The sequence below is a fragment of the Pseudoxanthomonas sp. z9 genome (assembly GCF_006542425.1).
Taxonomy (GTDB): Bacteria; Pseudomonadota; Gammaproteobacteria; order Xanthomonadales; family Xanthomonadaceae; genus Pseudoxanthomonas_A.
Window position 1 is genome coordinate 442,037 of the sequence record NZ_VFID01000004.1, and the last position, 24,196, is coordinate 466,232.

The following is a 24,196-nucleotide window of genomic DNA, read 5'->3' on the forward strand; positions in this document are numbered from 1 at the left end:
CCTCGTCCAGGGGGAGCCCGGAGCTTACACCCGCGCGCGTGTAGCGCCGGTTGCGCGTTGCGACTTGACCCCGCCGCCGGTGCGTCCGATGCTGGCTCCCCGCCATGACCGCCCGCCGAGCGCACGCTCACGGGTCGCGCCGGCCCGGACAGCCATGACGGCCCTTCGACCCAACTCCCGGGAGGAACGGCCTCATGTCGTACAGCACACCCCAAATCCGCAACGTGGCCCTGGCAGGCCACCCTGGCGCCGGCAAAACAACGCTTTTCGAAGCCCTGCTGCATGCCGGCGGCACCCTCCAGACGGCAGGCACCATCGAACGCGGCACCACCGTGTCCGATCACGATCCCATTGAAAAGGCGCGCGGCCACTCGATCGACACTGCCATCGCCAGCACCGACCACCTGGCGGCATCCGGCGAACGCATCCACCTCAACCTGATCGACACGCCCGGCTATCCGGAATTCCGCGGCCCGGCGCTGTCGGCGCTGTCGGCGGTGGAAACCGCGCTGATCGTCGTCGATGCCGACACCGGCGTGGCCCACGGCACCCGCCGCCTGATGGAACGCGCCCGCCAGCGCAACCTGTGCCGGGCCATCGTGGTGAACAAGATCGACCACGAGAGCGCCGACTGCGCGCGCGTGCTGGCCGATCTGCGCGAATCCTTCGGTCCGGAAGTGCTGCCGCTCAATCTGCCGGCCGACGCCGGCCGGAAGGTGGTGGACTGCTTCGGCAATGCGCAGGGCGATTCCGATCTGGGTCCGGTGGCCGACTGGCACCAGAAGATCATCGACCAGGTGGTGGAGATCAACGAAACGGTGATGGAACACTTCCTGGATGCCGGCGAAGGCGGCCTGTCCGGCGCGGAACTGCACGACGCGTTCGAGCAGTGCCTGCGCGAAGGGCATCTGGTGCCGGTCTGCTTCGTGTCCGCGCGCACCGGGGCTGGCGTGCCCGAACTGCTGGATGTGGCCGAGCGCCTGTTCCCGCATCCGGGCGAGGGCAATCCACCGCCGTTCCAGCGCACCAACGGCGCCGGCACCGAAGCGGTGCGGGCGCAACCGGACCCGCAGGCGCACGTCATCGCCGACGTATTCAAGATCGTCAACGATCCCTTCGTCGGCAAGCTGGGCATCTTCCGGGTCTACCAGGGCACGGTGAAGAAGGAGGGTTCGCTGTTCGTCGACGACGGCAAGAAGGCGTTCAAGGTCGCGCACCTGTTCAAGCTCAAGGGCAAGGACCACGCCGAGATCGACCAGGCCGTTCCCGGCGACATCGCCGCCATCCCCAAGATCGAGGACCTTCATTTCGACGCCGTGCTGCACGACAGCCACGACGAGGACCACATCCATCTGGAGCCGGTGGATTTCCCCCGTCCGATGTTCGGCCTGGCGATCGAGGCGGCCAGCAAGGGCCAGGAGCAGAAGCTGTCCACCGCCCTGCAGAAGCTGGCCGAGGAAGACCCCGCCTTCGTGGTCGAGCACACGGCCGAACTCAACGAGACCGTCATCCGTGGCCTCTCCGATCTGCACCTGCGGGTGATGCTGGAGCGGCTCAAGGACCGCCATGGCGTCGAAGTGAAGACCCGCCCGCCGCGCATCGCCTACCGCGAGACCATCTCCGCGAAGGCGGACGGTCATCACCGGCACAAGAAGCAGACCGGCGGCGCCGGCCAGTTCGGCGAGGTGTCGTTGCGGGTCGAACCGCTGGCGCGCGGCCAGGGCTTCGAGTTCGTGGACGAGGTCAAGGGCGGCACCATCCCCGGCCAGTTCATGCCCGCGGTGGAAAAAGGCGTGCGCCAGGTGCTCGCCAGCGGCGCGGTGGCCGGCTACCCCCTGCAGGACCTGCGCGTGGTGATCCTGGATGGCAAGCACCATCCGGTGGACAGCAAGGAGGTCGCGTTCGTGGCCGCCGGCAAGAAAGCCTTCCTGGATGCCATCGGCAAGGCACGTCCACAGGTGCTGGAGCCGGTGGTGGATCTGGAGGTCGCCGCGCCGGAGGCCCAGGTCGGCGACATCACCGGCGGGCTGTCCAGCAAGCGCGCGCGGATCAACGGCACCGATGCGGTGCGCGGGGAAATCATCGTCCGGGCACAGGTGCCGCTGTCCGAACTGGACGGCTACGCCGCGGAACTGAAGTCGGTGACCGCCGGCAGGGGCCGCTACAACCTGGATTTCAGCCACTACGAACCGGTGCCGGGCAACGTCCAGCAGAAGCTGGCCGAGGCGTACAAGCCCAAACCCGAGGACGACTGAGCGTCGCGGCCGGGCGGATCGCCGACGACGATCCGCCCGCCCCTCCACCCGCAACCATGCCTTCCGTGCCGCGCTCGTTGCCTGTTTTCAGGGCCGATTCCGCGCTTCCGATCGCGCCATCCGCCGGAAACCGCAAAAAAAAGCGGTGAATTGGCGCTTTGCTACTTGTGCGACGCGTTTTCTTTGTCCTACATTGCGCCTGCCGACGCGGTCGGCCCGATTACCCACCTACAGACTGTAAAAACAGGACACTTATGGCAAAGAGCACCAAGAAGGCAGCGCCGAAAAAGGCCGCCAAGAAAGCCGCACCGAAGGCCGCTGCCAAGCCGGCAGCCCCGAAGCCGATCAAGGAAGCGCTGAGCAAGTCCGGCCTGGTCGCCCACATCGCTGAAGCCACCGCCGTGGCCGCGAAGGACGTGCGCGCCGTGCTGGCTTCGCTGGAAAGCGCCGTGCACGCCTCCATCAGCAAGAAGGGCGCTGGCTCCTTCACCCTGCCGGGCCTGCTGAAGATCAGCGCCATCAACGTGCCGGCCAAGCCGAAGCGCAAGGGCATCAATCCGTTCACCAAGGAAGAGCAGTGGTTCGCCGCCAAGCCCGCCTCGGTGAAGGTGAAGGTCCGTCCGCTCAAGAAGCTGAAGGACGCCGCGGCCTGATCCCAGGCGCGACACCCGCATCGAAAAACGGGACGGCCCAGCCGTCCCGTTTTTTTTTGCCTCGCCTGCCCCCGAATGGAACCGGGCACACCGGCCCGCCCTGCCATGGGTCATGCTTGCAACACCCGCCGCTCATCCCCATTGCAGGGAAGTATTCCCCTTTCCGCACGACCGAGGATCGACCCGCATGAAGATTCAAGGCTTCCTGGAACAACTGCTCAAGTCCCAGACCGGCGGTAGCCTGCTCAACGCCGATTTCGGCAAGGGCGCGGTGGCCGGCGGCGCGCTGGGCCTGCTGCTCGGCAAGAATCGCAAGACCCGCAAGCTCGCCACTTATGGCGGCCTGGCGGCGATCGGCGTGATGGCCTACCAGGCCTATCGCGATCACCAGCAGCAGACCGCCGCCACCACCAGCGAACCGCGCACCGTCGATCGCCTGCCGCCACCGCAGGCCGAGCAGCACAGCCAGGCCATCCTGCGGGCGCTGATCGCCGCCGCCAAGGCCGACGGCCACGTCGATGATCGCGAACGCGCCGTGATCGAGGGCGAATTCCGCCGCCTCGGCGACGATGCCGAACTGCAGCGCTGGCTGCAGGCGGAGCTGCAGAAGCCGCTGGATCCGGCCGAGGTCGCGCAGGCCGGCGACACCCCGGAAGTGGCATCGGAGATGTACCTCGCCAGCCTGATGGTGGTCGACGAGCAGAACTTCATGGAGCGTGCCTACCTGGATGAACTGGCGCGGCAACTGAAACTGGATGCCGACCTGAAGAACCGCCTGGAGCGCCAACTGGCGGAACAGGCCGCACGCGCCTGACATGCATGTGCCGCCCTCGCCCCGCCGCCATCGTGGGCGTCGCGTCCTGGTCGTGCTGGCGGTGGCGGCACTGCTGGCCTGGCTGGCAGCGTGGTCATGGCGGCAACCCTTCCTGTTGCCGCTGCGCACCCTGTGGGAACTGTCGCGCCTGCCCGCGTCCACCGCGTTGCCGGTGCCGGTGCATGGCGTTGCCGCGCGCGACATCGCGGCCACGTTTGGCGCTCCGCGCGGCAACGATCGCCAGCACGCGGGCGTGGACATCTTCGCGCGCCGGGGAACGCCGGTACTGAGCAGCACCCGTGGCGTGATCACTGCCATCCGCGACAGCGGCCTGGGCGGTCGCCAGGTCTGGGTGCTGGGGCCGGGAATGGAACGCTACTACTACGCCCACCTGGACGACTGGGCCCCCGGCCTGGCCAGCGGCGACGTGGTGGCGGCCGGGACGCCGCTGGGCACGGTGGGCACCACCGGCAATGCGAAGGGCACGCCACCCCACCTGCATTTCGGCATCTATGCCCGCGACGGCGCACGCGACCCCCTGCCCAGGCTGCGCGCCGGCGCGGCATCGGGACGACGCTGAATCCGCGGCCGGCGGAACACTCCATCGCGGCGGCGGGCCTCGTGCCGGCACCAGGGCGCGCCTATCTTGCCCTTGTCTCCCCGCGGTGCCCATCCATGGCCAATCGTCCCCAACGCTATCGCATCACCGTCACGCCCGTGGAGGCGGATGGCCTGCCCTGCACCAGCCGGTGCACCATCGAATTCGAGCATCACTGCCACGACGACTGGATGCGGGTACTGGAGAACGTGCAGCGGCTCCGCGGCTTCACCGGCGACGAGCGCGCCGCGCTGGTGATCGGCGCCAAGCTGCTCGACGGCCTCATGGCCGACCATCGCCATGATCAGGACGATCTGTTCGCCCCCCTGCGCCCCCATGTCGAGGCGTTCCTGCAGGACCTCAAGCAACGCGCGCCCGGCTGAGCGGAGGATCGCCGCCACCGGTTAGCCGGCGGACAGAATCCCCGCGTTATCGTGCGGTGACTCCCTTTTTCACGGATCTCGACACCGCATGACTCCACGCTTTCGCCCGCTGGCGTCGACCGCCCTGCTCGGACTGCTGTTGCTGCTGGCCGGCTGCGGCACCATGAACGCGGTCACCGGTTTCTTCGGCGATCAGATCAGCTTCACCGAACCCCAGTTGCAAAAACGGCTCGACCGCAGCTTCCCGCGCGAGTTCGACAAGCTCGGCGGACTGGTGTCGGCCACGCTCAGCCATCCCCGCCTGTCGCTGGCCGGGGGCGATGATCGCCTGCGACTGGATTTCGACATCGGCGTCAGCGCGATTGGCGCGGGCGACGTCGCCCGCGGACGCTTCGCCGTCGCCAGCCGCCTGCGTTACGACCCCGCCACCCAAGGCCTGCATCTGGACAACCCGGAACTGCTGAGCGTGGACCTGCCCGGTTCCGGCAGCGTCATGAAGGGCGGCACCCGCGAACTCATCAATGCGGTGCTGGTCGAATACGCGCGCCAGGAACCGCTCTACCGCATCGACAACGACGTGCTGGACCGCCTGCCGCGCGGCAAGCACATCGGCGCGACCCTCATCGAAAACGGAAAAATCGTGGTGAAACTGGATGGACGCTGATACCCGCACCCTGCGCCGACTGCGGCGCTCCCGTCGCCTGCTGGCGGCCGCGCTCGCCGCCAGCACGGCCGCCCTTCCCTTCCCCGCATGGCTCGCGCATGCCGAACCGGCCGCCGCCATCGCGGCGGACAGCCTGACCCTCACGCCCGCGCAGTTGCAGAGCGCGGCCGAACCGGCATTTCCACGCAAGGAGACCTGGCTGGGCGGACTGGCGCGCCTGACCCTCAGCCGACCGGTGATTGCCATTCCTGCCGGTGGCGACCGCATCCAGATGGATCTCGACTACGACGCTTCGCTGGCCGGCAGCGGCAATCGTCAGGGACGCTTCCGGGTCGCCAGCGGACTGCGCTATGACCCGGCCACCCAGGGCCTGCACCTGGAGCACCCGGAATTGCTGGATTTGCAGGCGGAGGGCCAAGGCAAGCCGATGGACGCGCAGACCCGCGAAATGATCAACGGCCTGCTCGAACAGTACGCGCAGGACGAACCGATCTATCGGCTCGACGCCGAGGCGCTGGCGCAAATCCCGGGCACCCTTTCGTCCGACGCCATCCGCATTCGGGATGGACAGGTCCACCTGCGCCTGGGCCAGTGAACAAGTAGCGGCGTCCGCTTCCGCCGCTTCCGATTCCCGATCGCCGCACGGCTAGCGGCCTGATCAAAGATCGAAGCGGTAGCTCAGCTTGACCAGCAGTTGTTCGTCGTCGCGCAACCCGAACGCATCGCCCAGCAACGCACCCGCGCTGTCCCCGAAGCGGTTGTTCTCGCGTCCGCCGCGGCCATACACGACGTACAGATAGGACAGCGGCGCCAGTTCGTAGCGATAACGGATCTGGAAACCCAGGTTGCTCAGGCTGAAATCGTTGATCTCGTCGCCGCTGCGCAGTGCATCACCGCCGGCCATCACCCTGTACGCCTGGCGGGCACGGGCGTCGAGCGCGATCGACTGCAGCTTGACCCGCAGTTCCTGCCGATCGCTGATGGTCCAGTTGAGGCCGGCATTCACGTGCCACTCGCGACCTTCGAAACTGCCGATCAGATTGTCGTACTGCCAGACCAGCCAGTCCGGGGTGCGGTCGGCATAGAAGCCGCCATACAGGCTGAAGGCGTCGTTGATGAAGTAGGTGGCCTGGTATTCGAAGGAATAGCCGATCTCGTCATTGCCGGCCAGGCCGCCGCTCGCCAGATCCGCATAGACGTCGTGCGCCCAGTGGCCCTTGCGCGGCCGTTCGTACTCATAATGCGCATTGAAGCGGGCCGGCACGTTCACCGAGCCATGGCCACGGGTCAGCAGGTCCTCGACCCCCGAGGTGTTGATATTGATCTGGGCATACTCGCTGGCGCCGTTGCGCAGTTGTCCCTGCCGGCTCATCCGGAACTGGTTGTTCAGGCGCTCGCCGTGGTTGTTGTAAACCGAACTGACCCGCCAGCGCCATTCCTTCGACGAGTAGCGCGAGCTTTCCGGCTGGTCGGCGAAGCGCCGCTTCACCTCCCAGTGCAGGTAGTTCATGCTGTTGCGCGACAGGTAGCCGGCGTCGTTGATCTGCAGGTCGTTGCCGAAGTGCATGGCGATCCACTGCTGGCGCCAACCATGGTCCATCTCGTAGTCGGCCCAGACCGTCGCGCCCAGATCGCGGGTGGTGTCGCCGCGCTCGTCGATCTGGCTGCCGAACACGCGGGTACGCACGTTCCAGCGCGGGGTCGGGCGCCAGTTGTGGTCGATGCCGAACACGGTCGCTTCACGATCGAGGTACGGGCGGTCGACGCGGGTCATCATCATGCCCAGGTTCTGGTCCTTGAAATCACGCACCAGCCGCAGCGCGTAGAACGAGCGCCCCACCTCGTCCGCCTCGTCGGCGGCGAACACGCCGTACTTGGTTTGCCCGAACGAACCGTTGAGCTTGACCGCGGCGGTGATGTCGCCGGCGCCGCGCCCGTCATCGGCGGGCCCGCCGACCCGGCGTGTGTACAGCAACTGGCTGAAATCCGAGGGCGTGGTGTATTCGAACAGGCCCTGGTTCTCGGTGAAGAACGGCCGCTTGTCGCTGATGAAGGTTTCGGTGGCGCTGAAGTTGACCACCAGGTCGTCGCTCTCCACCTGGCCGAAATCGGGATTGAGCGTGGCAGTCATCTGGAACTGGCCGTTGGGCTTCCAGAACAGATCCACGCCACCGTCGAAATCGCTGTCGCCACGGATATTGTCGTACAGGCCCGAGACGTACGGCGTGATCGCCAGCAGCGACTGGCTGTATTGCGGAACTTCGATCGGGGTGAATTCGGACAGGAAGCGCGGGCGCTCGAAACTGGCCACCGGCCAGGCCACGCGCTCGCCGGTGGAACCGACCACGCGATCCAGGTAGATCTTCATCCGGCGAACATCGCCCTCGCCCTTGCGCATCGGCGCGATGTACCAGGGAATCAGCATCTCCGCCGACCAGCCCTCCGCATCCTCGCCGACTGCGTGCTTCCAGTTGCCGTCCCAGTCGTCGTTGAATTCGAATTCGTTGGTGATCACCGCGTCGGCGACGCCATCGGTCGAGGAAATGGTGAAGTTGTAGCCGGTGCGGCCGTCGCCGTCGAAGTCGATCATCAGGTTGACCCGGTCCACCTGATCCTCGAAGTCGCGCTGCACGCGCTGGCGGGTGCGGCTGGCGGCGGGCTGGATGTTGCGGAACGCGATCGCCAGTCCATCGGGAGTGGCCAGTACCCACGCCTCGGTCGGATGGGTGGCCGGCGCGCCGGTCAGCGGCTGGACCTTGCGGAAATCGGTGATGTGCCGCGCGCCCTGCCATTCGGCCGGGTCGATGCGGCCGTCCACGTCGATGGCCATGGCCGGCGCGGACAGCGCCATCAGGATGGAGAGACTCAGGATTGCCGCGCGCATGTCGGGAGTTCCGGTGGGCTCGTGCCCGTTGGACGCCACCCTAGCGCTCCGGCGGCGGGTCACCGACTGGCGTAGGTCATGTCAACCATTTGGCCGCCGCCTGCATCCCGTCATGGCGGCGGCCGGTGTAGCGACGATTACGACTTCGGCTGCAGCATCGTGCCGGTGCACTTCTTGCTGCCGCAGCGGCAGGCCCAGACCTTCTTCAGGCGGGCGGTGTGCGGCTCGGCCAAGACGATGCCGTAGTTATAGGTCAGTTCCTCGCCAGGCCTGATGTCGCGGATGGCCTCGATGAACACCTTGTCCTTCTTGCGGTTCTTGCCGTCGTGCTCCTCGATGACCGCCTCGCAGTTGGGGTCGCAGCTGTGGTTGATCCAGCGCGCCTTGTTGCCCTTGTGATTGGCATCGATGACGTATTCGTCGTTGAGGGTGAACAGGAAGGTGTGGCCGGATTCCACGTCGCCGCTGTCGTCCTCGTCCACTTCGTCGTGGCTGCGCCGCTTGCCCTTGTATTCGACGACACGCTCGCCCTTCTCGAGGGGCGCGATGGCGAATACGCCATTGCCATGGATGTCGGACTTGCGGGCTTCAATCTTGCGGGGCATGCGGGTTCCGGTGGACGGGCGGGAACCCGGATTCTCGCTCAGACCGCGCGGGATCCCAAGCATTCCGCTTTCCGGCCGGCACGGGCCGGACGGCGCGAACGCCCCCGTGGCGCTTCCTCGGCAACGCGACCGGCGCATGAATCCCGGTTGCGCCGGCGTGTCCGGTCGCGTGGAAACCGCGCGTTAAACCGCCTGCTTCCCGCAAACCACCCCTGAAAAACCACCACGAGCCGCCGCCATGCCCAACCCCGCTTCCTCGACACCCCTGCTGTCGTGCCTGCTGTCCTCACTGTTGATCCTGGCAGGCTGCCAGGCCCGGGCCGACAAGCCTGCAACCGCCGCCGTTCCATCGCCGGCCCCGACGGCCACCGCCAGGGACGCGGTCGCGCGGGGCGAGTATCTGGTCCGGGTCGCCGGCTGCAACGACTGCCATACCGCCGGCTACGCCGAACGCCAGGGCGAGGTGCCGACCGCGCAGTGGCTGGCCGGTTCCCCGCTGGGCTATCACGGTCCCTGGGGTACCACCTACGCCAGCAACCTGCGACTGCGGATGCAGGAGATGACCGAAGCCCAATGGCTGGCGTACAGCGGCAGCCTGCGCACCCGCCCGATCATGCCGGACTTCACCCTCAGGGCCATGAGCGAAGCCGATCGCCTGGCCATCTACCAGTTCGTGCGCTCGCTGGGCCCGGCAGGAGAAGCCGCCCCGGCCTATCTGCCGCCCGGCCAGACCCCGCCCCCGCCTTACTTCTCCCTGGTCCTGCCGGAGGCCCCGAAGCAGGGCGCACCGGTCGGCGCCAAAGCATCCGCACGAAACTGAACAAGTTCACGCTTGGCGTGGCACGGGGGTAAAGCGTACAATTTCGGTACGCTTTCATTCCCCGCCCCGCCATGCTTCGCGTCACCAAGCTCACCGACTACGCCACCGTGGTGCTGACCGTGCTCGCCGCACGGCCGGGCGAGATCCTCAGCGCCACCGATCTGGCCGACCATTCCGGCCTGGAATCCCCCACCGTCAGCAAGGTGCTCAAGCCGCTGGCCCAGGCCGGCCTGGTCGAGGGCCTGCGCGGCGCGCACGGCGGCTACCGGCTGAGCCGCGCCGCCGCCGACATCAGCCTGATCGAGATCGTCGAGGCCATGGAAGGGCCGCTGGCGATGACCGAATGCAGCCAGGTCGACGGCCATTGCGGCATTGCCCACCAGTGCGGCGCCCGCGCCAACTGGCGCCTGATCAACGATGTGGTCGCCGACGCCCTGCGCGGCGTCACCCTCGCGCAGATGCTCCACCCTCCCGCTTCCCCCGACGACGTCCGCCGGCGCCCCATCGCCGTGCGCGTCGCCAGCAGTTGAGTACACAGGCAGCCCAATGGCCACCGAGAACGCAGAAATCCTGGAACAGCTGGGACGTCGCTATGACGCCGGCTTCATCACCGACATCGAATCCGATTCGCTGCCGCCCGGCCTCAGCGAGGACGTGGTGCGGGCGCTGTCCGCCAAGAAGGACGAGCCGGAGTGGATGACCGAATGGCGGCTGGCCGCCTACCGTCACTGGCTGACCATGCCGGTGCCGCACTGGGCCAAGCTGAAGATCGCCCCGATCGATTTCCAGGCCATCAGCTACTACAGCGCGCCCAAGGCCAAGTACAAGTCGCTGGATGACGTGCCGCAGGAACTGCTCGACACCTATGACAAGCTGGGCGTGCCGCTGCACGAGCGCGCCAAGCTGGCCGGCGTCGCCGTCGACGCGGTGTTCGACTCGGTCTCGGTCGGCACCACCTTCCGCAAGGAACTGGCCGAGAAGGGCATCATCTTCTGCTCGATGAGCGAGGCCATCCGCGAGCATCCCGAACTGGTCCGCCAGTACCTGGGCAGCGTGGTGCCGACCGGCGACAACTACTTCGCCGCGCTGAACTCGGCGGTGTTCTCCGACGGCAGCTTCGTGTTCATCCCCAGGGGCGTGCGCTGCCCGATGGAACTGAGCACCTATTTCCGCATCAACGCCGGCCACACCGGCCAGTTCGAACGCACCCTGATCATCGCCGAGGACAAGAGCTACGTGTCCTACCTGGAAGGCTGCACGGCGCCGATGCGCGACGAGAACCAGTTGCATGCGGCGGTGGTCGAACTGGTCGCGCTGGAAGACGCCGAGATCAAGTACAGCACCGTCCAGAACTGGTATCCGGGCGACGAGGAAGGCCGCGGCGGCATCTACAACTTCGTGACCAAGCGCGGCGAATGCCGCGGTGCGCGCAGCAAGATTTCCTGGACCCAGGTGGAAACCGGCTCGGCCATCACCTGGAAGTACCCGTCCTGCGTGCTGCTGGGCGACGATTCGGTCGGCGAGTTCCACTCGGTGGCGCTGACCCATCACCGCCAGCAGGCCGACACCGGCACCAAGATGATCCATATCGGCAGGAACACCAAGTCGAAGATCATCAGCAAGGGCATCAGCGCCGGACGCGGCCAGAACACCTACCGCGGCCTGGTGAAGGTGGATCGCAACGCCGCCAACGCGCGCAACTACACCCAGTGCGACAGCCTGCTGATCGGCAAGCAGTGCGGCGCCCACACCTTCCCCTACATCGAGGTGAAGAACCCCACCGCGACGCTGGAACACGAGGCCACCACCTCCAAGATCTCCGACGACCAGATGTTCTATTGCCGCGCCCGTGGCATCAGCGAAGAGGACGCGGTGTCGATGATCGTCGACGGCTTCTGCAAGCAGGTCTTCCGCGAGCTGCCGATGGAGTTCGCGGTGGAAGCCAAGAAGCTGCTGGAAGTGTCGCTGGAAGGCAGCGTCGGCTGACGCTTTCTTCCCGGGATTCGGGATTGGAGATTGGGGATTCGCAAGAGCGAAGCCCGCTCCCCCGCCTCCCTCCTGCATTCAACGAATCCCTTATTTCGAATCCCCAATCCCATGCTCAAGATCGAAAACCTCCACGCCAGCGTCGCCGGCAAGGAAATCCTCAAGGGCCTGTCGCTGGAAGTGAAGCCCGGCCAGGTGCACGCCATTATGGGCCCCAATGGCGCCGGCAAGTCCACGCTGGGCAACATCCTGGCCGGCCGCGAAGGCTATGAGGTCACCGCCGGTTCGGTGGAGTTCGACGGCAAGGCGCTGTTGGAACTGGAACCGGAAGAGCGCGCCGCCGCCGGCGTGTTCCTGGCCTTCCAGTACCCGGTCGAAATCCCGGGCGTGAACAACACCTACTTCCTGCGCGCGGCGCTCAATGCCCAGCGCAAGGCCCGCGGCGAGGACGAACTGGATTCCATGCAGTTCCTCAAGCTGGTGCGCGAGAAGCTGGCCGTGCTGCACCTGCGCGACGATCTGCTGCACCGGGGCGTCAACGAGGGTTTCTCCGGCGGCGAGAAGAAGCGCAACGAGATCTTCCAGCTGGCCGTGCTGGAACCCCGCCTGGCCATCCTCGACGAGACCGACAGCGGCCTGGACATCGACGCGCTGAAGAACGTCGCCGACGGCGTCAACGCGCTGCGTTCTCCGGATCGCGCCTTCCTGGTCATCACCCACTACCAGCGCCTGCTCGATTACATCAAGCCGGACGTGGTGCACGTGCTGGCCGATGGCCGCATCGTCGAAACCGGCGGTCCGGAACTGGCGCTGGAACTGGAGCAGCACGGCTACGCCTGGATCAAGGATCGGGTGGCTCCCGAAAAGGTCGCCGGATGAGCGCGCTGCTGGATTCCCTCGCCACCGGCTTCAGCGGCGACGCCGCGCGCCGCGCGGTGCTGGACGAGGCGCTGCGCGACGGCCTGCCCGGTCCGCGCGCGGAAGCATGGAAATACACCTCGCTGCGCCAGCTCGAACGCCGCGGCTTCACCCCGGTGGAAACCCTGCCCGCGCTGGATCCGATGCTGCTAGCCGGCATCCCGGGCCCGCGCGCGGTGTTCGTCAATGGACGCTATTCGGTCGCGCTTTCGCTGACCAGCGACTTGCCGGAAGGCGTCAGCCTGCAACTGTTGTCCGAAGCGCTGGCCGAGGGCGGTGAATCCGCCCGCTTCCTGCAACGCCGTTTCGAGCGGGGCGACGAAGTGTTCGCCCGGCTCAACGCCGCGCTCGCCAACGAAGGCGTGCTGCTGCGGGTGGCCGAGTCCGTCGAGGTCGAGGCGCCGCTGCATCTGGTGTTCATCGGCGCGCCCGACGCCGCCGATCATGCCTGGCACCTGCGCAATCTCGTCGAGCTGCGCGCGGGCGCGTCGCTCAAGGTGTTCGAACACCATTTCGGCACCGGCGCGCATGCCCACCTGGCCAATACGCTGGTCCATGTCCATGTGGGACGTGGTGCGCGCCTGGCCCATGCGCGCGTGCAGGAAGACGGCGATCGCGCCACCCACCTGCTGCGTACCGACGCCGTGCTGGCCAGCGATGCCGAATACCGCCGCATCGATCTGGAGCTGGGTGCGGCGCTGTCGCGGCACGAATTGAACGTGCGGCTGGAAGGCGATCGTGCCCGCCTGATCGCCAACGGCGTGCTGCTCGCCGACGGCCGCCGCCATCTGGATACCCGGCTGGGCATCGACCACATCGCCCGCGACACCGCCTGTGAGCTGACCTGGCGGGGCCTGGGCGCCGGACGCGGACGCGCGGTGTTCCATGGCGGCATCCTGATCCGCGAGGGTGCCGACGGCACCGACGCGGCGCTGTCGAACAAGAACCTGCTGCTGTCCGACAACGCCGAGATCGACACCCAGCCGGTGCTGGAAATCCATGCCGACGAAGTGAAGGCCGCGCACGGCGCGACCGTCGGCCGGCTGGATGCCAACGCGCTGTTCTACCTGCGCTCGCGTGGCCTTCCGGAAACGGAAGCGCAGCAGCTGCTGACCGCCGCGTTCTGCCGCGAACCGCTGTCCGTCATCACCAACCCGGTGGTGCGCGAACAGTTGTCCCAGCGCATCGACCAGGCCCTGGCCGGGCTGGGCAGCCCATGAACGCTGGTCCCGCGCCGCATCGCGATCCGGCCGGCGCGCCCGACTGGGCGCGCGTGCGCGCCGATTTCCCGTTGCTGGAGCGCCAGGTCCATGGCAAGCCGCTGATCTATTTCGACAGCGCCAATACCGGCCAGAAGCCGGCATCGGTGATCGCGGCCACGGATGCGTTCTACCGCCGCCACAACGCCAACGTCAGCCGCGCCGTGCACACGCTCGGCACCGAGGCCACCGACGCCTACGAAGGCGCGCGCCGCAAACTGGCCCGCTTCCTCAACGTGCGCGCCGAGGAACTGGTGCTGTGCAGCGGCACTACTTTCGCGATCAACCTGGTCGCCTATTCGTGGGCGCTGCCGCGCCTGGGCAAGGGCGACGTCATCCTGGTCTCGCGGATGGAGCATCACGCCAACATCGTGCCGTGGCAGCTGGTCGCCCAGCGCACCGGCGCCACCCTTCGCGTGGCCGGGATTCTTCCGGACGGATCGCTGGACCTGCCGGGCCTGTACGCGGCGATGACGCCGGAGGTGAAGCTGCTGGCGGTCACCCACGTCTCCAACGTGCTGGGCACGGTCAATCCGGTCCGCGAGATCTGCCGGGAAGCGCGCAAGCGCGGCATCGTCACGGTGGTGGACGGTTCGCAGGCCACGCCGCACCGCCCGGTGGACGTGGCCGCGATCGGCTGTGATTTCTACGCCCTGACCGGCCACAAGATGTGCGGGCCGACCGGCACGGGCGCGCTGTGGGCCAGGCGCGAGCACCTGCAGGCCATGCCGCCGTTCATCGGTGGCGGCGAAATGATCAAGGAGGTCAGTTTCGACGGCACGGTGTTCAACGACCCGCCGCACAAGTTCGAGGCCGGCACGCCCAACATCGCGGGTTTCATCGGCCTCGGCGCGGCGGTGGACTACCTCGAGTCGGTCGGCATGGCCAACATCGAGGCACGCGAGACCGAACTGCTGGCCCATGCGACCGAGGAGCTGCGCAAGATCGACGGCCTGCGCATCTTCGGCACCGCGCCGGAGAAAGCCGCGGTCATCTCCTTCCTGGTCGAAGGCGCGCATGCGCACGATCTGGCGACCCTGCTGGACCTGGAAGGCGTGGCGATCCGCTCCGGCCAGCACTGCGCGCACCCGCTGCTGCAGTTCTTCGGCGTCGCCGCGACCTGCCGGGCCTCGCTGGCCTTCTACAACACCCATGCCGAAATCGAGGCGTTCGCCGCCGCACTGAAGAAGGCCCGCAGCCTGCTGGCCTGATTGCGGCGCGCATCCCCCTGTAGGAGCGACGTCAGTCGCGACCGGGATCCCGGTTGGCCCAAGCATCCGGTCGCGGCTGACGTCGCTCCTACAGTTGGGGGGCGGTTTTCCGTAAGATCGGCGCATGAGCACGCTGACCTTCCGTACCGCGACCGCCGCGGACATCCCCGCCCTCGTCTCGCTGGTGACCTCCGCCTACCGCGGCGAGGTCAGCAAGCAGGGCTGGACCACCGAAGCCGATCTGCTGGACGGCCAGCGCATCGATCCCGACGGGCTGCTGCGCGACATCGAACGCGCCCGGAGCCGGATCCTGATCGCCGAGCGCGATGGACAGATGCTGGCCTGCGCGCATGTCGCGGTGGAAGATGGCGCCGGCTATTTCGGCATGTTCTCGGTCCGGCCGGATCTGCAGGGCGGCGGCGTGGGCAAGGCGGTGATCGCCGAGGCCGAACGCGTGGTTCGCGAAGACTGGCGACAACCGGCCATCCGGATGAGTGTCATCGACGTGCGCGAGGAACTCATCGCCTTCTACGAGCGTCGCGGCTACGCGCGCACCGGCATCAAGAAGCCCTTTCCCTATGGCGACGAGCGCTTCGGCATTCCCAAGCGCGACGACCTGCGCTTCGAGGTGCTGGAGAAGGCGCTGTGAGCGAGAACTGGACTTTCGTCTGCGCGCTGGGCGAGATGCTGCCCGGCGAGATGCGCACGGTGTTCGATGAAGTCACCGGCGCCCCGATCCTGGTGATGAACTACGACGGCGACTTCTACGCGCTGGAGGATCGCTGCAGCCACGAGGATTTCGAACTGTCCTCCGGCAACTACGACGGCGACGAGGCCACCATCGAATGCATCCTGCACGGGGCCAAGTTCGACATCCGCGACGGTCGGGCGCTGTGCGCCCCGGCCTATTCGCCGGTGCCCAAATTCCCGGTCAAGCAGGAACACGGCGGGCTGTGGACCCGCGACGACCGCGACTGACCGGCGCCCGGCAGCGGGTCCCGAAGGGCGGATTCCCCGGAATCCGCCCTTTTTGTTTGTTGTGCACCGCCTTTCGGCGGCCCGCCTTTGCGAAAGAGAACAATTATCATTAAGATTATGAATTCGTTATCCGGCTGACCCCGCCCGGCTCCCTTGTCCCTTCCGATCGCCCGCACCCGTGACGAACGTCGCAGCGTCCTCCTCTGGGCGCTGCTGGGACTGTTGTGGTCGCTGGTGTGGCTGCTTCCGGTCGCGTCGGCATCCTTCGCGGCCGCCGCCGCTCCCACCGTGGTGGCCACGGTGTCCGAGGCGACTCCGGGAACCCGGGCCGCGGACGACGGAAGTCCCGCCGCGGGCTGGCAACTCCCGTCCGCGGACCCGCTCGCCGCCATCGAGCCTTCGCCCGAAGGCGAGTCCGACCCTGCGGGCAGCCCCGCCCCCGCTGACCGACCCGGCTTCCAGCCCGCACGCTGCGCGTTCCTCCGTTCCGGCGATGTCCGGTTTCGGCCCGACGCCTGCCGTCTGCCGCACGGCCACGCGCCCCCGCGCGCCTGAATCCGCACTGGCGATCCGGATGCCCGGGCCGTCAGCGCACCGCTTCCCCATCGCCCGTTGCCACGGGGATTCCCTTCCGAAACTGCCAAGACACCCATGAATCCGATCAAGTCGCGCAAGCACGCCACTCCCGCGTCCCGTTCCCCGAACGGACTGACCACCGCAACTCTACTGACCAGCCTGGCGCTGGCCGTCCCCGCCGCCGCCCAGGTCGCCTCCGACAACGCGCCCAAACCGGATCCGACCACCCTGCCGGAGGTGCACGTCGAAGGCACCTCGGTCGGTGAATACAAGGCGGACAAGCTGGCCTCGCCCAAGTTCACCCAATCGCTGCAGGACACTCCGCAGACCATCCAGATCATCACCGACGATCTGTTCAACCAGCAGGGCGCGACCACCCTGACCGAGGCGCTGCGCAACAGCCCGGGCGTGGGGACCTTCTTCGTCGGTGAAAACGGCAACACCACCACCGGCGACACCCTGTTCATGCGCGGCTTCGACAGTTCCAGCAGCATCTTCGTCGACGGCGTGCGCGACCTGGGTTCGATCTCGCGCGACGTGTTCAATGTCGAACAGGTCGAAGTCGAGAAGGGGCCGGCCGGCACCGACAACGGCCGCAGCGCACCGACCGGCGCGATCAACATGGTCAGCAAGCAGGCCACGCGGAAGGACGCGATCAGCGCGACCGTCTCGGTTGGCAGCGACGACCAGAAGCGCATCACCGCCGACTGGAACCAATCGCTCGGCATCCCGGGCGCGGCATTCCGCCTCAACGTGATGGCCCAGGACAGCGACGTTCCCGGCCGGGACGTGATCAACAACAAGCGCTGGGGCGTGGCCCCGTCGCTGGCGTTCGGGCTGGGCTCGGATACCCGTTACTTCCTCAACCTGCTGTACGTGAAGCAGGACAACGTGCCGGATGGCGGCGTGCCGACCATCGGCCTGCCGGGCTACAGTTCGCCGGACCCTGCCCGTCCGCAGATCGCGCTGGCGCCACGCGTGGACAGCGAGAACTTCTACGGCACGCGCTTCGATCACGACGACGTGACCGCGCAAATGGCCACGTTCCGCTTCGAGCACGACTTCTCCGACACGCTGAAGCTGACCAATACCGCACGCTGGGGCAAGAACGAACAGGACTACATGCTGACGGCATTCATGCTGTCCGCCACCGGCGCCACGCCCACGCTGACCATCCCCGACATCAACAATCCTTACGGCTGGACGGTCAACCGCAGCCTGCCGACCTTCAAGGATCAGGAATACACCATCGCCACCAACCAGCTGAACCTGCGCGCCGACTTCTCGACCGGCCGCGTGCAGCACAACCTGAGCACCGGACTGGAGTTCGCGCGCGAGGAACTGGAAAGCTGGGGCATCGCCACGATCGCGGGGACCGCCTGGCCGGCGGCCAATCTGTACAACCCGGACCCCGACGTCAGTGGCCTGCGTTGGGGCCGCAATGGCGCGCACAGCAAGGGCGAGATCACCACGTCGTCGCTGTACGCCTTCGATACCCTGAAGTTCAACGAAGCCTTCCTGCTGACCGCCGGCATCCGCCTGGATCACTACAAGACCGACTTCAGCAGCCTGGTCGCCTGCGGCGGTCGCGGCGGTCCCGTCTGCGGCAGCCTGCCCACCGGCACCATCGTGCCGGGCGTGGATCGGGATGCCTCCGATACCCTGCTCAACTGGAAACTCGGTGCGGTCTACAAGGTGGGCAATGTCGCCAGCGTGTATGCCAACTACGCGCTTTCGCAGCAGCCTCCGGGCGGTACCGCGCTGGAACTGAGCAACGCGGACAACAGCGCCAACAATCCCAAGTACGATCCGCAGAAGGCCAAGACCTTCGAAGTCGGCAGCAAGTGGAACCTGCTGGGTGACGATCTGCTGCTGACCCTGGCGGTGTTCCAGACCGACGTGAGCAACGAAGTGATCACCGAGAACGGGGTAACCTTCCAGGGCGGTGAGAAGCGCGTGCGCGGCGTGGAAGTTTCGGCGGTTGGCAAGCTTACGGACGACTGGTCCGTGTCCGCCGGCTACACCGCGATGGACGCCACCGTGAAGGATGGCCCGGCCGTGGCAAACGACAAGACCCGCGACCTGGGCTACACCCCGGACAGCGCCTTCACCGCCTGGACCACCTACGAACTCCCGTTCGGCCTGACCGTCGGCGGTGGCGTGCGTTACTCCGGCGAAATGAAGCGCGGCACCGACGGCGCCGTGGGCACGCCAAACTTCGTCAAGTCGTACACGGTGTGGGACGCGATGGTCAGTTATGCCTTCAGCCCGAACCTGGACCTGCGCTTGAACGCCTACAACCTGTTCGACAAGGACTACGTGGCGGCGATCAACAAGAGCGGCTACCGTTACACGCCGGGCGCGCCGCGTTCGGTGCTGCTGAGCCTGAACCTGCGGTTCTGACGTGGTCGCGGCGGGGAGGCGCGCGCCTCCCCGCTTTCCTCCAAGGAGCAAGACATGCTGCTGCATATTCCCCAGGTGCTCGCTCCGCAGGAGGTCGTGGCGATGCGGCAGGCGCTGGATCAGGCCGACTGGACCGACGGTCGCGAAACCGTTGGCGTCCAGGGCGCGCAGGTCAAGCGCAACGAACAGTTGCCGGATGCCTCGCCGCTGCGCGTGCAGTTGGGGCAGCGCATCCTCGCCGCACTCGAACGCAATCCCCTGTATTTCGCCGCGGCCCTGCCACTGCGTGTCGTGCCGCCACGTTTCAACCGTTACCAGGGCGGCGGCGAATACGGCTTCCACATCGACGGTTCGGTAATGCTCACCCGTACGCCGGATGGCGGCAGCCAGTCGATCCGCTCCGATATCTCCTGCACCCTGTTCCTGTGCGAGCCGGACGAGTACGGCGGTGGCGAACTGATCATCAGCGATACCTATGGCGAGCATGAAGTGAAACTGCCTGCCGGCGACATGGTGCTGTATCCGTCCAGCAGCCTGCACAGGGTCCAGCCGGTGACGCGTGGCGCGCGCCTGGCCTCGTTCTTCTGGGTGCAGAGCATGGTGCGCGACGACGCCTGCCGGCGCCTGCTGTTCGAGATGGATACTTCGCTGGAGACGTTGCGGCAGGCCGGCGCGGACAATGCCGCGGTGGTCCGGCTGACCGGCGTGTACCACAACCTGCTGCGGCGCTGGGCCGAAACGTGAGCGGCAAGATGCCTCTCATTTGCATTTGATAATGGTTCTCATTAAAATCCCTGCGTTTGCCGTCCCCAAGGGGCGGCCGTCTCCGCAGGAGTAGGTTCTGTTCCAGGCGATCCGCCACGCTGTCCATTCCCGTCGGTCGCGCCGCGAAGTGCGTCCACGTGCGGCGTGGCTGGCCGTGCTGGCCTCCCTTTGCCTGTTGCTGTCCACCCTGCACTTCGGCGCCATGGCCGGGCAGCGTCCGCATGGTTTCGGCCACTGGGACAACCGCGCCAGTCCCGTCGGAATGCTCCAGCAGGCGCCGGAAGATGGAGCGCCCGATGCGGGGCGCCATGACGATCAGCCGGCCAAGAAGCGGCGCGTCACCCTGCAGCCGGTTGCCCAGCACGCCGAACCGGAACCGGTGGCGACGCCGAGGGAGCTCCTCCCCGTCCTGGCATTCTCCTTGTCCAGGCAACCGCCTTCCAGCGGCGCATGCCTGCGCACTTCCAGCCGCGTGCCGACCAAACCTGCGCCGCCATGCCAACGCCATCGCGGCCAGGCGCCTCCCGCACCGGCTTCGCTGCTCCAGGCCGCCTGACCGGCTGACGCGCAACACGCGTCATATCCCACGCCTGCGGTCCACACCGCGCCTTTCCCATTCTTTTCCCTTCCCTCCCCCGCGCGGGAGAGGGAACCACACGCCTGTCCGACGACCATGACCCAGTACCGCTTCCCGCTTTTCCCCCGCCGCAACCGGCTCGCCGCCTGCCTGCTGCTTTCCCTCTCCGCACCCGTTGTCGCCCAGCAGATGCCCGATGGCGCCGACCGGCCCAACACGCTCGACACCGTCGTCGTCACGGCGGCCGGCTTCGAGCAGAAGATCGTCGACGCGCCGGCCAGCATCAGCGTGGTCACCCGCGAAGATCTCAGCCAGCGTCCCTACACCAGCCTGATCGACGCGCTGCGCGACGTGGAGGGCATCGACGTCGGCATGGAGACCACCGACAAGAATGGCGCGGCCACCGTCAGCATGCGCGGCATGCCTTCGGAATACACGCTGGTCCTGATCGATGGCCGCCGCCAGAGCAACGTGGGCCAGCTCTACCCCAACAATTTCGGCGGCGGCCAGTTCGCCTACGTGCCGCCGCTGGACGCCATCGAACGCATCGAGGTGGTGCGCGGCCCGATGTCCACACTGTACGGCTCCGACGCGATGGGCGGCGTGATCAACATCATCACCCGCCGCAACAAGGAAGAATGGGGCGGCTCGATCACCCAGGGCTTCACGATCCAGCAGGAAGATCAGTTCGGCGATGCACGCACGACCGATCTCTACCTGAGCGGCCCGCTGGTCAAGGATCGGCTGGGCATGGCGGTGCGCGGTAGCTGGTACGACACCGACGAGTCGAACCCGGAATGGCCGGCGTTGCCGCTGCCGGACGGCTCGATGTGGGAACGCACGCTGGGCTTCGGCGGCGGCGGCAAGGCGGTCGCCAACACCCGCTGGAATGCCGGCGTTCGGCTCGACTTCCGTCTCGACGAGCACAACGATTTCTGGCTGGACTACGACATCTCGCGTCAGAAGTACGACAACCGCAAGGGCCAGACCGGCACCCTGGACAGCCTGGAAAGCCTGTGGCGCAGCGGCAACGCCACCCTTCCCAATCCCGATGGTCCGGGCACGGTCACCCGTCGCGTCGTGCAGCCGCGCGTCGGCTACACCGCATGGCAGCGCTACGAGCGCGATCAACTGTCGCTGACCCACCAGGGCCGTTACGGCTTCGGCACCTGGCAGACCAGCCTGACCCATGCCACCAGCAACAATCTCGGCCGCTCACTGCCGCTGACACTGGAAGAACGCGCCGATTTGCAGGCCCTGTGGAACGACGTCTGCATCCGCCGCGGGCAGGCGGCCCGCTGCAACATGGCCAGCGGCAACCTGGGCGTGCTCAATGATGCCGAGCGCGCGCGCCTGTCCGCGTTCCTGCCACGCCCGCTGCGCACGATGGAACTGAAGGGCTACGTGCTGGACACGATGCTGGACATGACCTTCGGCGCCCACAAACTGACCGTCGGTGGCCAATACAACGACACCGACATGACCGATGGCGTGTTCGGCATGGATGGCGGCGGCTACAAGGACAACGTGAAGCAGAAACACCGGATGTGGTCGGTGTTCGCCGAGGACAACTGGTCGTTCACCGACACCCTGACCGCCACGCTGGGCGTGCGCTACGACGATCACAACGTGTTCGGCAGCCATGTCAGCCCGCGCGCCTACCTGGTCTGGAATGCCAGCGACGCCTGGACCGTCAAGGGTGGCGTCAGCACCGGCTACAAGACGCCGCGCCCGGATCAGCTGTTCCCCGGCATCGTCGGCTTCGGCGGCCAGGGCGTGCTGCCGCTGGTCGGTTCGCCCAACCTGAAGCCGGAAACCAGCACCAACTACGAGCTGGCCGCCTACTACGAGGGCGATCGGTTCGGCTTCAACATCACCGGCTTCTTCAACAAGTTCGAGGACAAGATCGCCAGCGGCGGCAGTTTCCCGAACTGCGAAGTCGCGCCTGCCGGCAGCGGTTATTGCGTGGATGTCGGTCCCGGCTGGGCCGAACTGGGCTACAGCACCTTCAGCCAGAGCGTGAACATCGACGAGGCCGAGACCCGCGGCGTCGAACTGGCCGCGCACGTGGACCTGCGGGACAACCTGGAACTGCGCGGCAACTACACCTACACCAAGTCCGAACAGACCAGCGGCGCGGCCAAGGGCACGCCCATCGCCGGCAACCCGGCCAGGCACATGGCCAATGCCAGCCTGAACTGGCGGATCAGCGACGCCCTGAGCCTGTCGCTGATCGGCGAGGGCCGCTACGACCGCTATCGCGACACCGTGGTCACCTCGGTCAACGGCGCGGCCGTCTCCAACGTTCGCTATTACGAGGACTACACCGTGTTCCACCTGGGCGGCAGCTGGAAGGCCACCGACGCGCTGACCATCAATGCCCGGGTCAACAATGTGTTCGACAAGGATTTCGTGTCCCAGTCCTGCCTGCTGATCAGCGACAGCGCGTACAGCTGCGTGGACGATTACGCAGTGAAGGAACAGCGCCGCAGTTTCTGGGTATCGCTGAACCTGCGCTTCTGATGTCGTATCCGGCCGGTCCGCTCCAGCGGCCGGCCACCTCAATTGAGAGGCATTCTCATTTGTGGTCTAATTCACCCTTCCTTCGACCCGTCCCGCCCGCTTGAGCCCAGCGCCCGCACAATCCGTCACCAGCCAGCAGCAGCGCCGGGGTTACTGGCTGCGCACGCTGCACCAATGGCATTGGATCAGCTCGGCGATCTGCCTCATCGGCATGCTGCTGTTCGCGGCCACCGGCATCACCCTCAATCACGCCTCGAAAATCGAGGCCAAGCCCGAAGTGGTCAACCGGCAGGCGCAGTTGCCGCCCGCGCTGCTGGCCAAGCTGGGAAGCCGCCAGGAAGGCAATGCGCCGCTGCCCGCGCCGATCGCCACCTGGCTGGGCGACGAGTTCTCCGTCGGCATCGGCCGCCGTCAGGCCGAGTGGTCGGACGTGGAAATCTATCTTTCGATGCCGCGCCCCGGCGCGGACGCCTGGCTGAGCATCGATCGCGAAACGGGCGCGGTGGAGTACGAAAGCACCGACCGCGGCTGGGTCTCCTACTTCAACGACCTGCACAAGGGCCGCAATGCCGGCGCGGCGTGGGGATGGTTCCTGGACATCTTCGCGATCGCCTGCCTGGTGTTCTGCGTCACCGGCCTGTTCCTGCTGCAACTGCATGCGCGCCAGCGCCGCCTGACCTGGCCGATGGTCGGGCTGGGTCTGGTGGTGCCGCTGCTGCTGGCCCTGATCTTCATCCACTGATCCTTCGACGAGCCTGCCCATGACCAAGACCACCGTGTCCCTGACCCTGACGTTCGCATTGAGCGGGTTGCTGACCGTTCCGGCGTATGCCGGCGAACTGAACATCAACGTCGAGGTGCCCCAGCTCAACGTCGCCGAGTACCACCGGCCCTACGTCGCGATCTGGCTGGAAGGCGCCGACCAGAAAGTCGCCGCCAACCTGTCGGTCTGGTACCAGCAGCGCGACACCGCCGAAGGCCATGGCACCAAGTGGTTGCCGGACATGCGGCAATGGTGGCGCAAGTCCGGCCGCACCCTGAAGGTGCCGGTGGACGGCGTCACCGGACCGACCCGTCCGGTCGGCAAGCACGCATTGAAGTTCACCGACAAGCAGCCGCAACTCGCGCAGCTGGCGCCGGGCCAGTACACGCTGGTGGTGGAAGCCGCGCGCGAAGTGGGCGGCCGCGAACTGCTGAAGATTCCCTTCACCTGGCCGGCCAAGGGCCCCGCCCAGAACGGCAAGGCCCAGGGCAGCAGCGAACTGGGCGCCGTCACCCTGACCGTCAAGCCGTAATCAATCCAACCGCGGATGCCGATGCATCC

The 24,196-nt window shown here is 66.9% G+C and carries 23 protein-coding genes; 21 read left to right on the plus strand and 2 right to left on the minus strand.

Going from position 1 to position 24,196, the window contains the following annotated elements:
• The first annotated feature begins 194 nt into the window (after positions 1-194).
• The 7 genes from fusA (at position 195) to FG323_RS06625 (ending at position 5,962) form a co-directional block, all read left to right on the plus strand.
• The gene (gene fusA, locus FG323_RS06595) at positions 195-2,255 is read left to right on the plus strand and encodes an elongation factor G (protein ID WP_141453718.1); all 2,061 of its coding nucleotides are present in this window, start codon (positions 195-197) and stop codon (positions 2,253-2,255) included.
• Positions 2,256-2,509: 254 nt separating this feature from the next.
• Positions 2,510-2,908, plus strand: coding sequence for an HU family DNA-binding protein (locus FG323_RS06600; RefSeq protein WP_141453719.1), 399 nt, complete (start codon positions 2,510-2,512; stop codon positions 2,906-2,908).
• A 187-nt stretch (positions 2,909-3,095) separates the two neighbouring features.
• Positions 3,096-3,722 (plus strand): tellurite resistance TerB family protein, encoded by a 627-nt coding sequence (locus FG323_RS06605; protein ID WP_141453720.1) that lies wholly within the window; start codon positions 3,096-3,098, stop codon positions 3,720-3,722.
• A gap of 1 nt (position 3,723) precedes the next feature.
• Positions 3,724-4,302 (plus strand): M23 family metallopeptidase, encoded by a 579-nt coding sequence (locus FG323_RS06610; protein ID WP_141453721.1) that lies wholly within the window; start codon positions 3,724-3,726, stop codon positions 4,300-4,302.
• A gap of 95 nt (positions 4,303-4,397) precedes the next feature.
• Positions 4,398-4,703 carry a DUF3861 domain-containing protein gene (locus FG323_RS06615; protein ID WP_141453722.1) on the plus strand — a complete coding sequence of 102 codons (306 nt, stop codon included), beginning with the start codon at positions 4,398-4,400 and terminating at the stop codon, positions 4,701-4,703.
• A gap of 88 nt (positions 4,704-4,791) precedes the next feature.
• Positions 4,792-5,367 (plus strand): DUF1439 domain-containing protein, encoded by a 576-nt coding sequence (locus FG323_RS06620; protein ID WP_141453723.1) that lies wholly within the window; start codon positions 4,792-4,794, stop codon positions 5,365-5,367.
• Positions 5,357-5,962 (plus strand): DUF1439 domain-containing protein, encoded by a 606-nt coding sequence (locus FG323_RS06625; RefSeq protein WP_141453724.1) that lies wholly within the window; start codon positions 5,357-5,359, stop codon positions 5,960-5,962. Before FG323_RS06620 ends, FG323_RS06625 begins: the two co-directional genes overlap by 11 nt.
• Before the next feature lie 63 nt (positions 5,963-6,025).
• Here the strand turns inward: FG323_RS06625 and FG323_RS06630 are convergent, their stop codons facing one another.
• Complete coding sequence (locus FG323_RS06630) at positions 6,026-8,251, minus strand: DUF5916 domain-containing protein (protein ID WP_141453725.1); 2,226 nt, start codon at positions 8,249-8,251, stop codon at positions 6,026-6,028.
• A gap of 137 nt (positions 8,252-8,388) precedes the next feature.
• Positions 8,389-8,856: an SET domain-containing protein-lysine N-methyltransferase gene (locus FG323_RS06635; protein WP_141453726.1), complete on the minus strand. Its 468-nt coding sequence runs from the start codon at positions 8,854-8,856 to the stop codon at positions 8,389-8,391.
• A 238-nt stretch (positions 8,857-9,094) separates the two neighbouring features.
• On the opposite strand from FG323_RS06635, the gene FG323_RS06640 reads away from it, so the two are divergent.
• The 14 genes from FG323_RS06640 (at position 9,095) to FG323_RS06705 (ending at position 24,167) form a co-directional block, all read left to right on the plus strand.
• Positions 9,095-9,676: a hypothetical protein gene (locus FG323_RS06640; protein WP_181444102.1), complete on the plus strand. Its 582-nt coding sequence runs from the start codon at positions 9,095-9,097 to the stop codon at positions 9,674-9,676.
• Positions 9,677-9,747: 71 nt separating this feature from the next.
• Positions 9,748-10,206: an SUF system Fe-S cluster assembly regulator gene (locus tag FG323_RS06645; protein WP_141453727.1), complete on the plus strand. Its 459-nt coding sequence runs from the start codon at positions 9,748-9,750 to the stop codon at positions 10,204-10,206.
• Between the two features lie 16 nt (positions 10,207-10,222).
• Positions 10,223-11,662 (plus strand): Fe-S cluster assembly protein SufB, encoded by a 1,440-nt coding sequence (gene sufB / locus FG323_RS06650; protein WP_141453728.1) that lies wholly within the window; start codon positions 10,223-10,225, stop codon positions 11,660-11,662.
• 111 nt (positions 11,663-11,773) lie between these two features.
• Positions 11,774-12,541 carry a Fe-S cluster assembly ATPase SufC gene (gene sufC / locus FG323_RS06655; protein ID WP_141453729.1) on the plus strand — a complete coding sequence of 256 codons (768 nt, stop codon included), beginning with the start codon at positions 11,774-11,776 and terminating at the stop codon, positions 12,539-12,541.
• Positions 12,538-13,800 carry a Fe-S cluster assembly protein SufD gene (sufD, locus tag FG323_RS06660; protein WP_141453730.1) on the plus strand — a complete coding sequence of 421 codons (1,263 nt, stop codon included), beginning with the start codon at positions 12,538-12,540 and terminating at the stop codon, positions 13,798-13,800. The genes sufC and sufD overlap by 4 nt, the downstream gene beginning before the upstream one ends.
• A complete protein-coding gene (locus FG323_RS06665) occupies positions 13,797-15,050 on the plus strand; it encodes a cysteine desulfurase (RefSeq protein WP_141453731.1) in 1,254 nt (417 codons plus the stop codon). The genes sufD and FG323_RS06665 overlap by 4 nt, the downstream gene beginning before the upstream one ends.
• Before the next feature lie 124 nt (positions 15,051-15,174).
• The gene (locus tag FG323_RS06670) at positions 15,175-15,699 is read left to right on the plus strand and encodes a GNAT family N-acetyltransferase (protein ID WP_141453732.1); all 525 of its coding nucleotides are present in this window, start codon (positions 15,175-15,177) and stop codon (positions 15,697-15,699) included.
• Complete coding sequence (locus FG323_RS06675) at positions 15,696-16,028, plus strand: non-heme iron oxygenase ferredoxin subunit (protein WP_141453733.1); 333 nt, start codon at positions 15,696-15,698, stop codon at positions 16,026-16,028. Before FG323_RS06670 ends, FG323_RS06675 begins: the two co-directional genes overlap by 4 nt.
• Before the next feature lie 651 nt (positions 16,029-16,679).
• Complete coding sequence (locus FG323_RS06680) at positions 16,680-19,007, plus strand: catecholate siderophore receptor Fiu (RefSeq protein WP_141453734.1); 2,328 nt, start codon at positions 16,680-16,682, stop codon at positions 19,005-19,007.
• A gap of 54 nt (positions 19,008-19,061) precedes the next feature.
• Entirely contained in the window at positions 19,062-19,751 is a 690-nt protein-coding gene (locus tag FG323_RS06685) for a Fe2+-dependent dioxygenase (protein ID WP_141453735.1), read from the plus strand.
• Positions 19,752-19,899: 148 nt separating this feature from the next.
• Positions 19,900-20,328 carry a hypothetical protein gene (locus FG323_RS06690; RefSeq protein ID WP_141453736.1) on the plus strand — a complete coding sequence of 143 codons (429 nt, stop codon included), beginning with the start codon at positions 19,900-19,902 and terminating at the stop codon, positions 20,326-20,328.
• 210 nt (positions 20,329-20,538) lie between these two features.
• The gene (locus tag FG323_RS06695) at positions 20,539-22,872 is read left to right on the plus strand and encodes a TonB-dependent receptor (protein WP_141453800.1); all 2,334 of its coding nucleotides are present in this window, start codon (positions 20,539-20,541) and stop codon (positions 22,870-22,872) included.
• A gap of 100 nt (positions 22,873-22,972) precedes the next feature.
• Positions 22,973-23,614, plus strand: a complete 642-nt coding sequence (locus tag FG323_RS06700; protein ID WP_141453737.1) for a PepSY-associated TM helix domain-containing protein — start codon at positions 22,973-22,975, stop codon at positions 23,612-23,614.
• Between the two features lie 34 nt (positions 23,615-23,648).
• Positions 23,649-24,167 carry a DUF2271 domain-containing protein gene (locus FG323_RS06705; RefSeq protein WP_141453801.1) on the plus strand — a complete coding sequence of 173 codons (519 nt, stop codon included), beginning with the start codon at positions 23,649-23,651 and terminating at the stop codon, positions 24,165-24,167.
• Positions 24,168-24,196: the final 29 nt, after the last annotated feature.

Excerpts from the sequence above, each read along its gene's own strand:
- fusA (WP_141453718.1), top strand. The coding sequence starts at position 195 with ATGTCGTACAGCACACCCCAAATCCGCAACGTGGCCCTGGCAGGCCAC.
- FG323_RS06600 (WP_141453719.1), top strand. The coding sequence starts at position 2,510 with ATGGCAAAGAGCACCAAGAAGGCAGCGCCGAAAAAGGCCGCCAAGAAA.
- FG323_RS06605 (WP_141453720.1), top strand. The coding sequence starts at position 3,096 with ATGAAGATTCAAGGCTTCCTGGAACAACTGCTCAAGTCCCAGACCGGC.
- FG323_RS06610 (WP_141453721.1), top strand. The coding sequence starts at position 3,724 with ATGCATGTGCCGCCCTCGCCCCGCCGCCATCGTGGGCGTCGCGTCCTG.
- FG323_RS06615 (WP_141453722.1), top strand. The coding sequence starts at position 4,398 with ATGGCCAATCGTCCCCAACGCTATCGCATCACCGTCACGCCCGTGGAG.
- FG323_RS06620 (WP_141453723.1), top strand. The coding sequence starts at position 4,792 with ATGACTCCACGCTTTCGCCCGCTGGCGTCGACCGCCCTGCTCGGACTG.
- FG323_RS06625 (WP_141453724.1), top strand. The coding sequence starts at position 5,357 with ATGGACGCTGATACCCGCACCCTGCGCCGACTGCGGCGCTCCCGTCGC.
- FG323_RS06630 (WP_141453725.1), bottom strand. The coding sequence starts at position 8,251 with ATGCGCGCGGCAATCCTGAGTCTCTCCATCCTGATGGCGCTGTCCGCG.
- FG323_RS06635 (WP_141453726.1), bottom strand. The coding sequence starts at position 8,856 with ATGCCCCGCAAGATTGAAGCCCGCAAGTCCGACATCCATGGCAATGGC.
- FG323_RS06640 (WP_181444102.1), top strand. The coding sequence starts at position 9,095 with ATGCCCAACCCCGCTTCCTCGACACCCCTGCTGTCGTGCCTGCTGTCC.
- FG323_RS06645 (WP_141453727.1), top strand. The coding sequence starts at position 9,748 with ATGCTTCGCGTCACCAAGCTCACCGACTACGCCACCGTGGTGCTGACC.
- sufB (WP_141453728.1), top strand. The coding sequence starts at position 10,223 with ATGGCCACCGAGAACGCAGAAATCCTGGAACAGCTGGGACGTCGCTAT.
- sufC (WP_141453729.1), top strand. The coding sequence starts at position 11,774 with ATGCTCAAGATCGAAAACCTCCACGCCAGCGTCGCCGGCAAGGAAATC.
- sufD (WP_141453730.1), top strand. The coding sequence starts at position 12,538 with ATGAGCGCGCTGCTGGATTCCCTCGCCACCGGCTTCAGCGGCGACGCC.
- FG323_RS06665 (WP_141453731.1), top strand. The coding sequence starts at position 13,797 with ATGAACGCTGGTCCCGCGCCGCATCGCGATCCGGCCGGCGCGCCCGAC.
- FG323_RS06670 (WP_141453732.1), top strand. The coding sequence starts at position 15,175 with ATGAGCACGCTGACCTTCCGTACCGCGACCGCCGCGGACATCCCCGCC.
- FG323_RS06680 (WP_141453734.1), top strand. The coding sequence starts at position 16,680 with ATGAATCCGATCAAGTCGCGCAAGCACGCCACTCCCGCGTCCCGTTCC.
- FG323_RS06685 (WP_141453735.1), top strand. The coding sequence starts at position 19,062 with ATGCTGCTGCATATTCCCCAGGTGCTCGCTCCGCAGGAGGTCGTGGCG.
- FG323_RS06695 (WP_141453800.1), top strand. The coding sequence starts at position 20,539 with ATGCCCGATGGCGCCGACCGGCCCAACACGCTCGACACCGTCGTCGTC.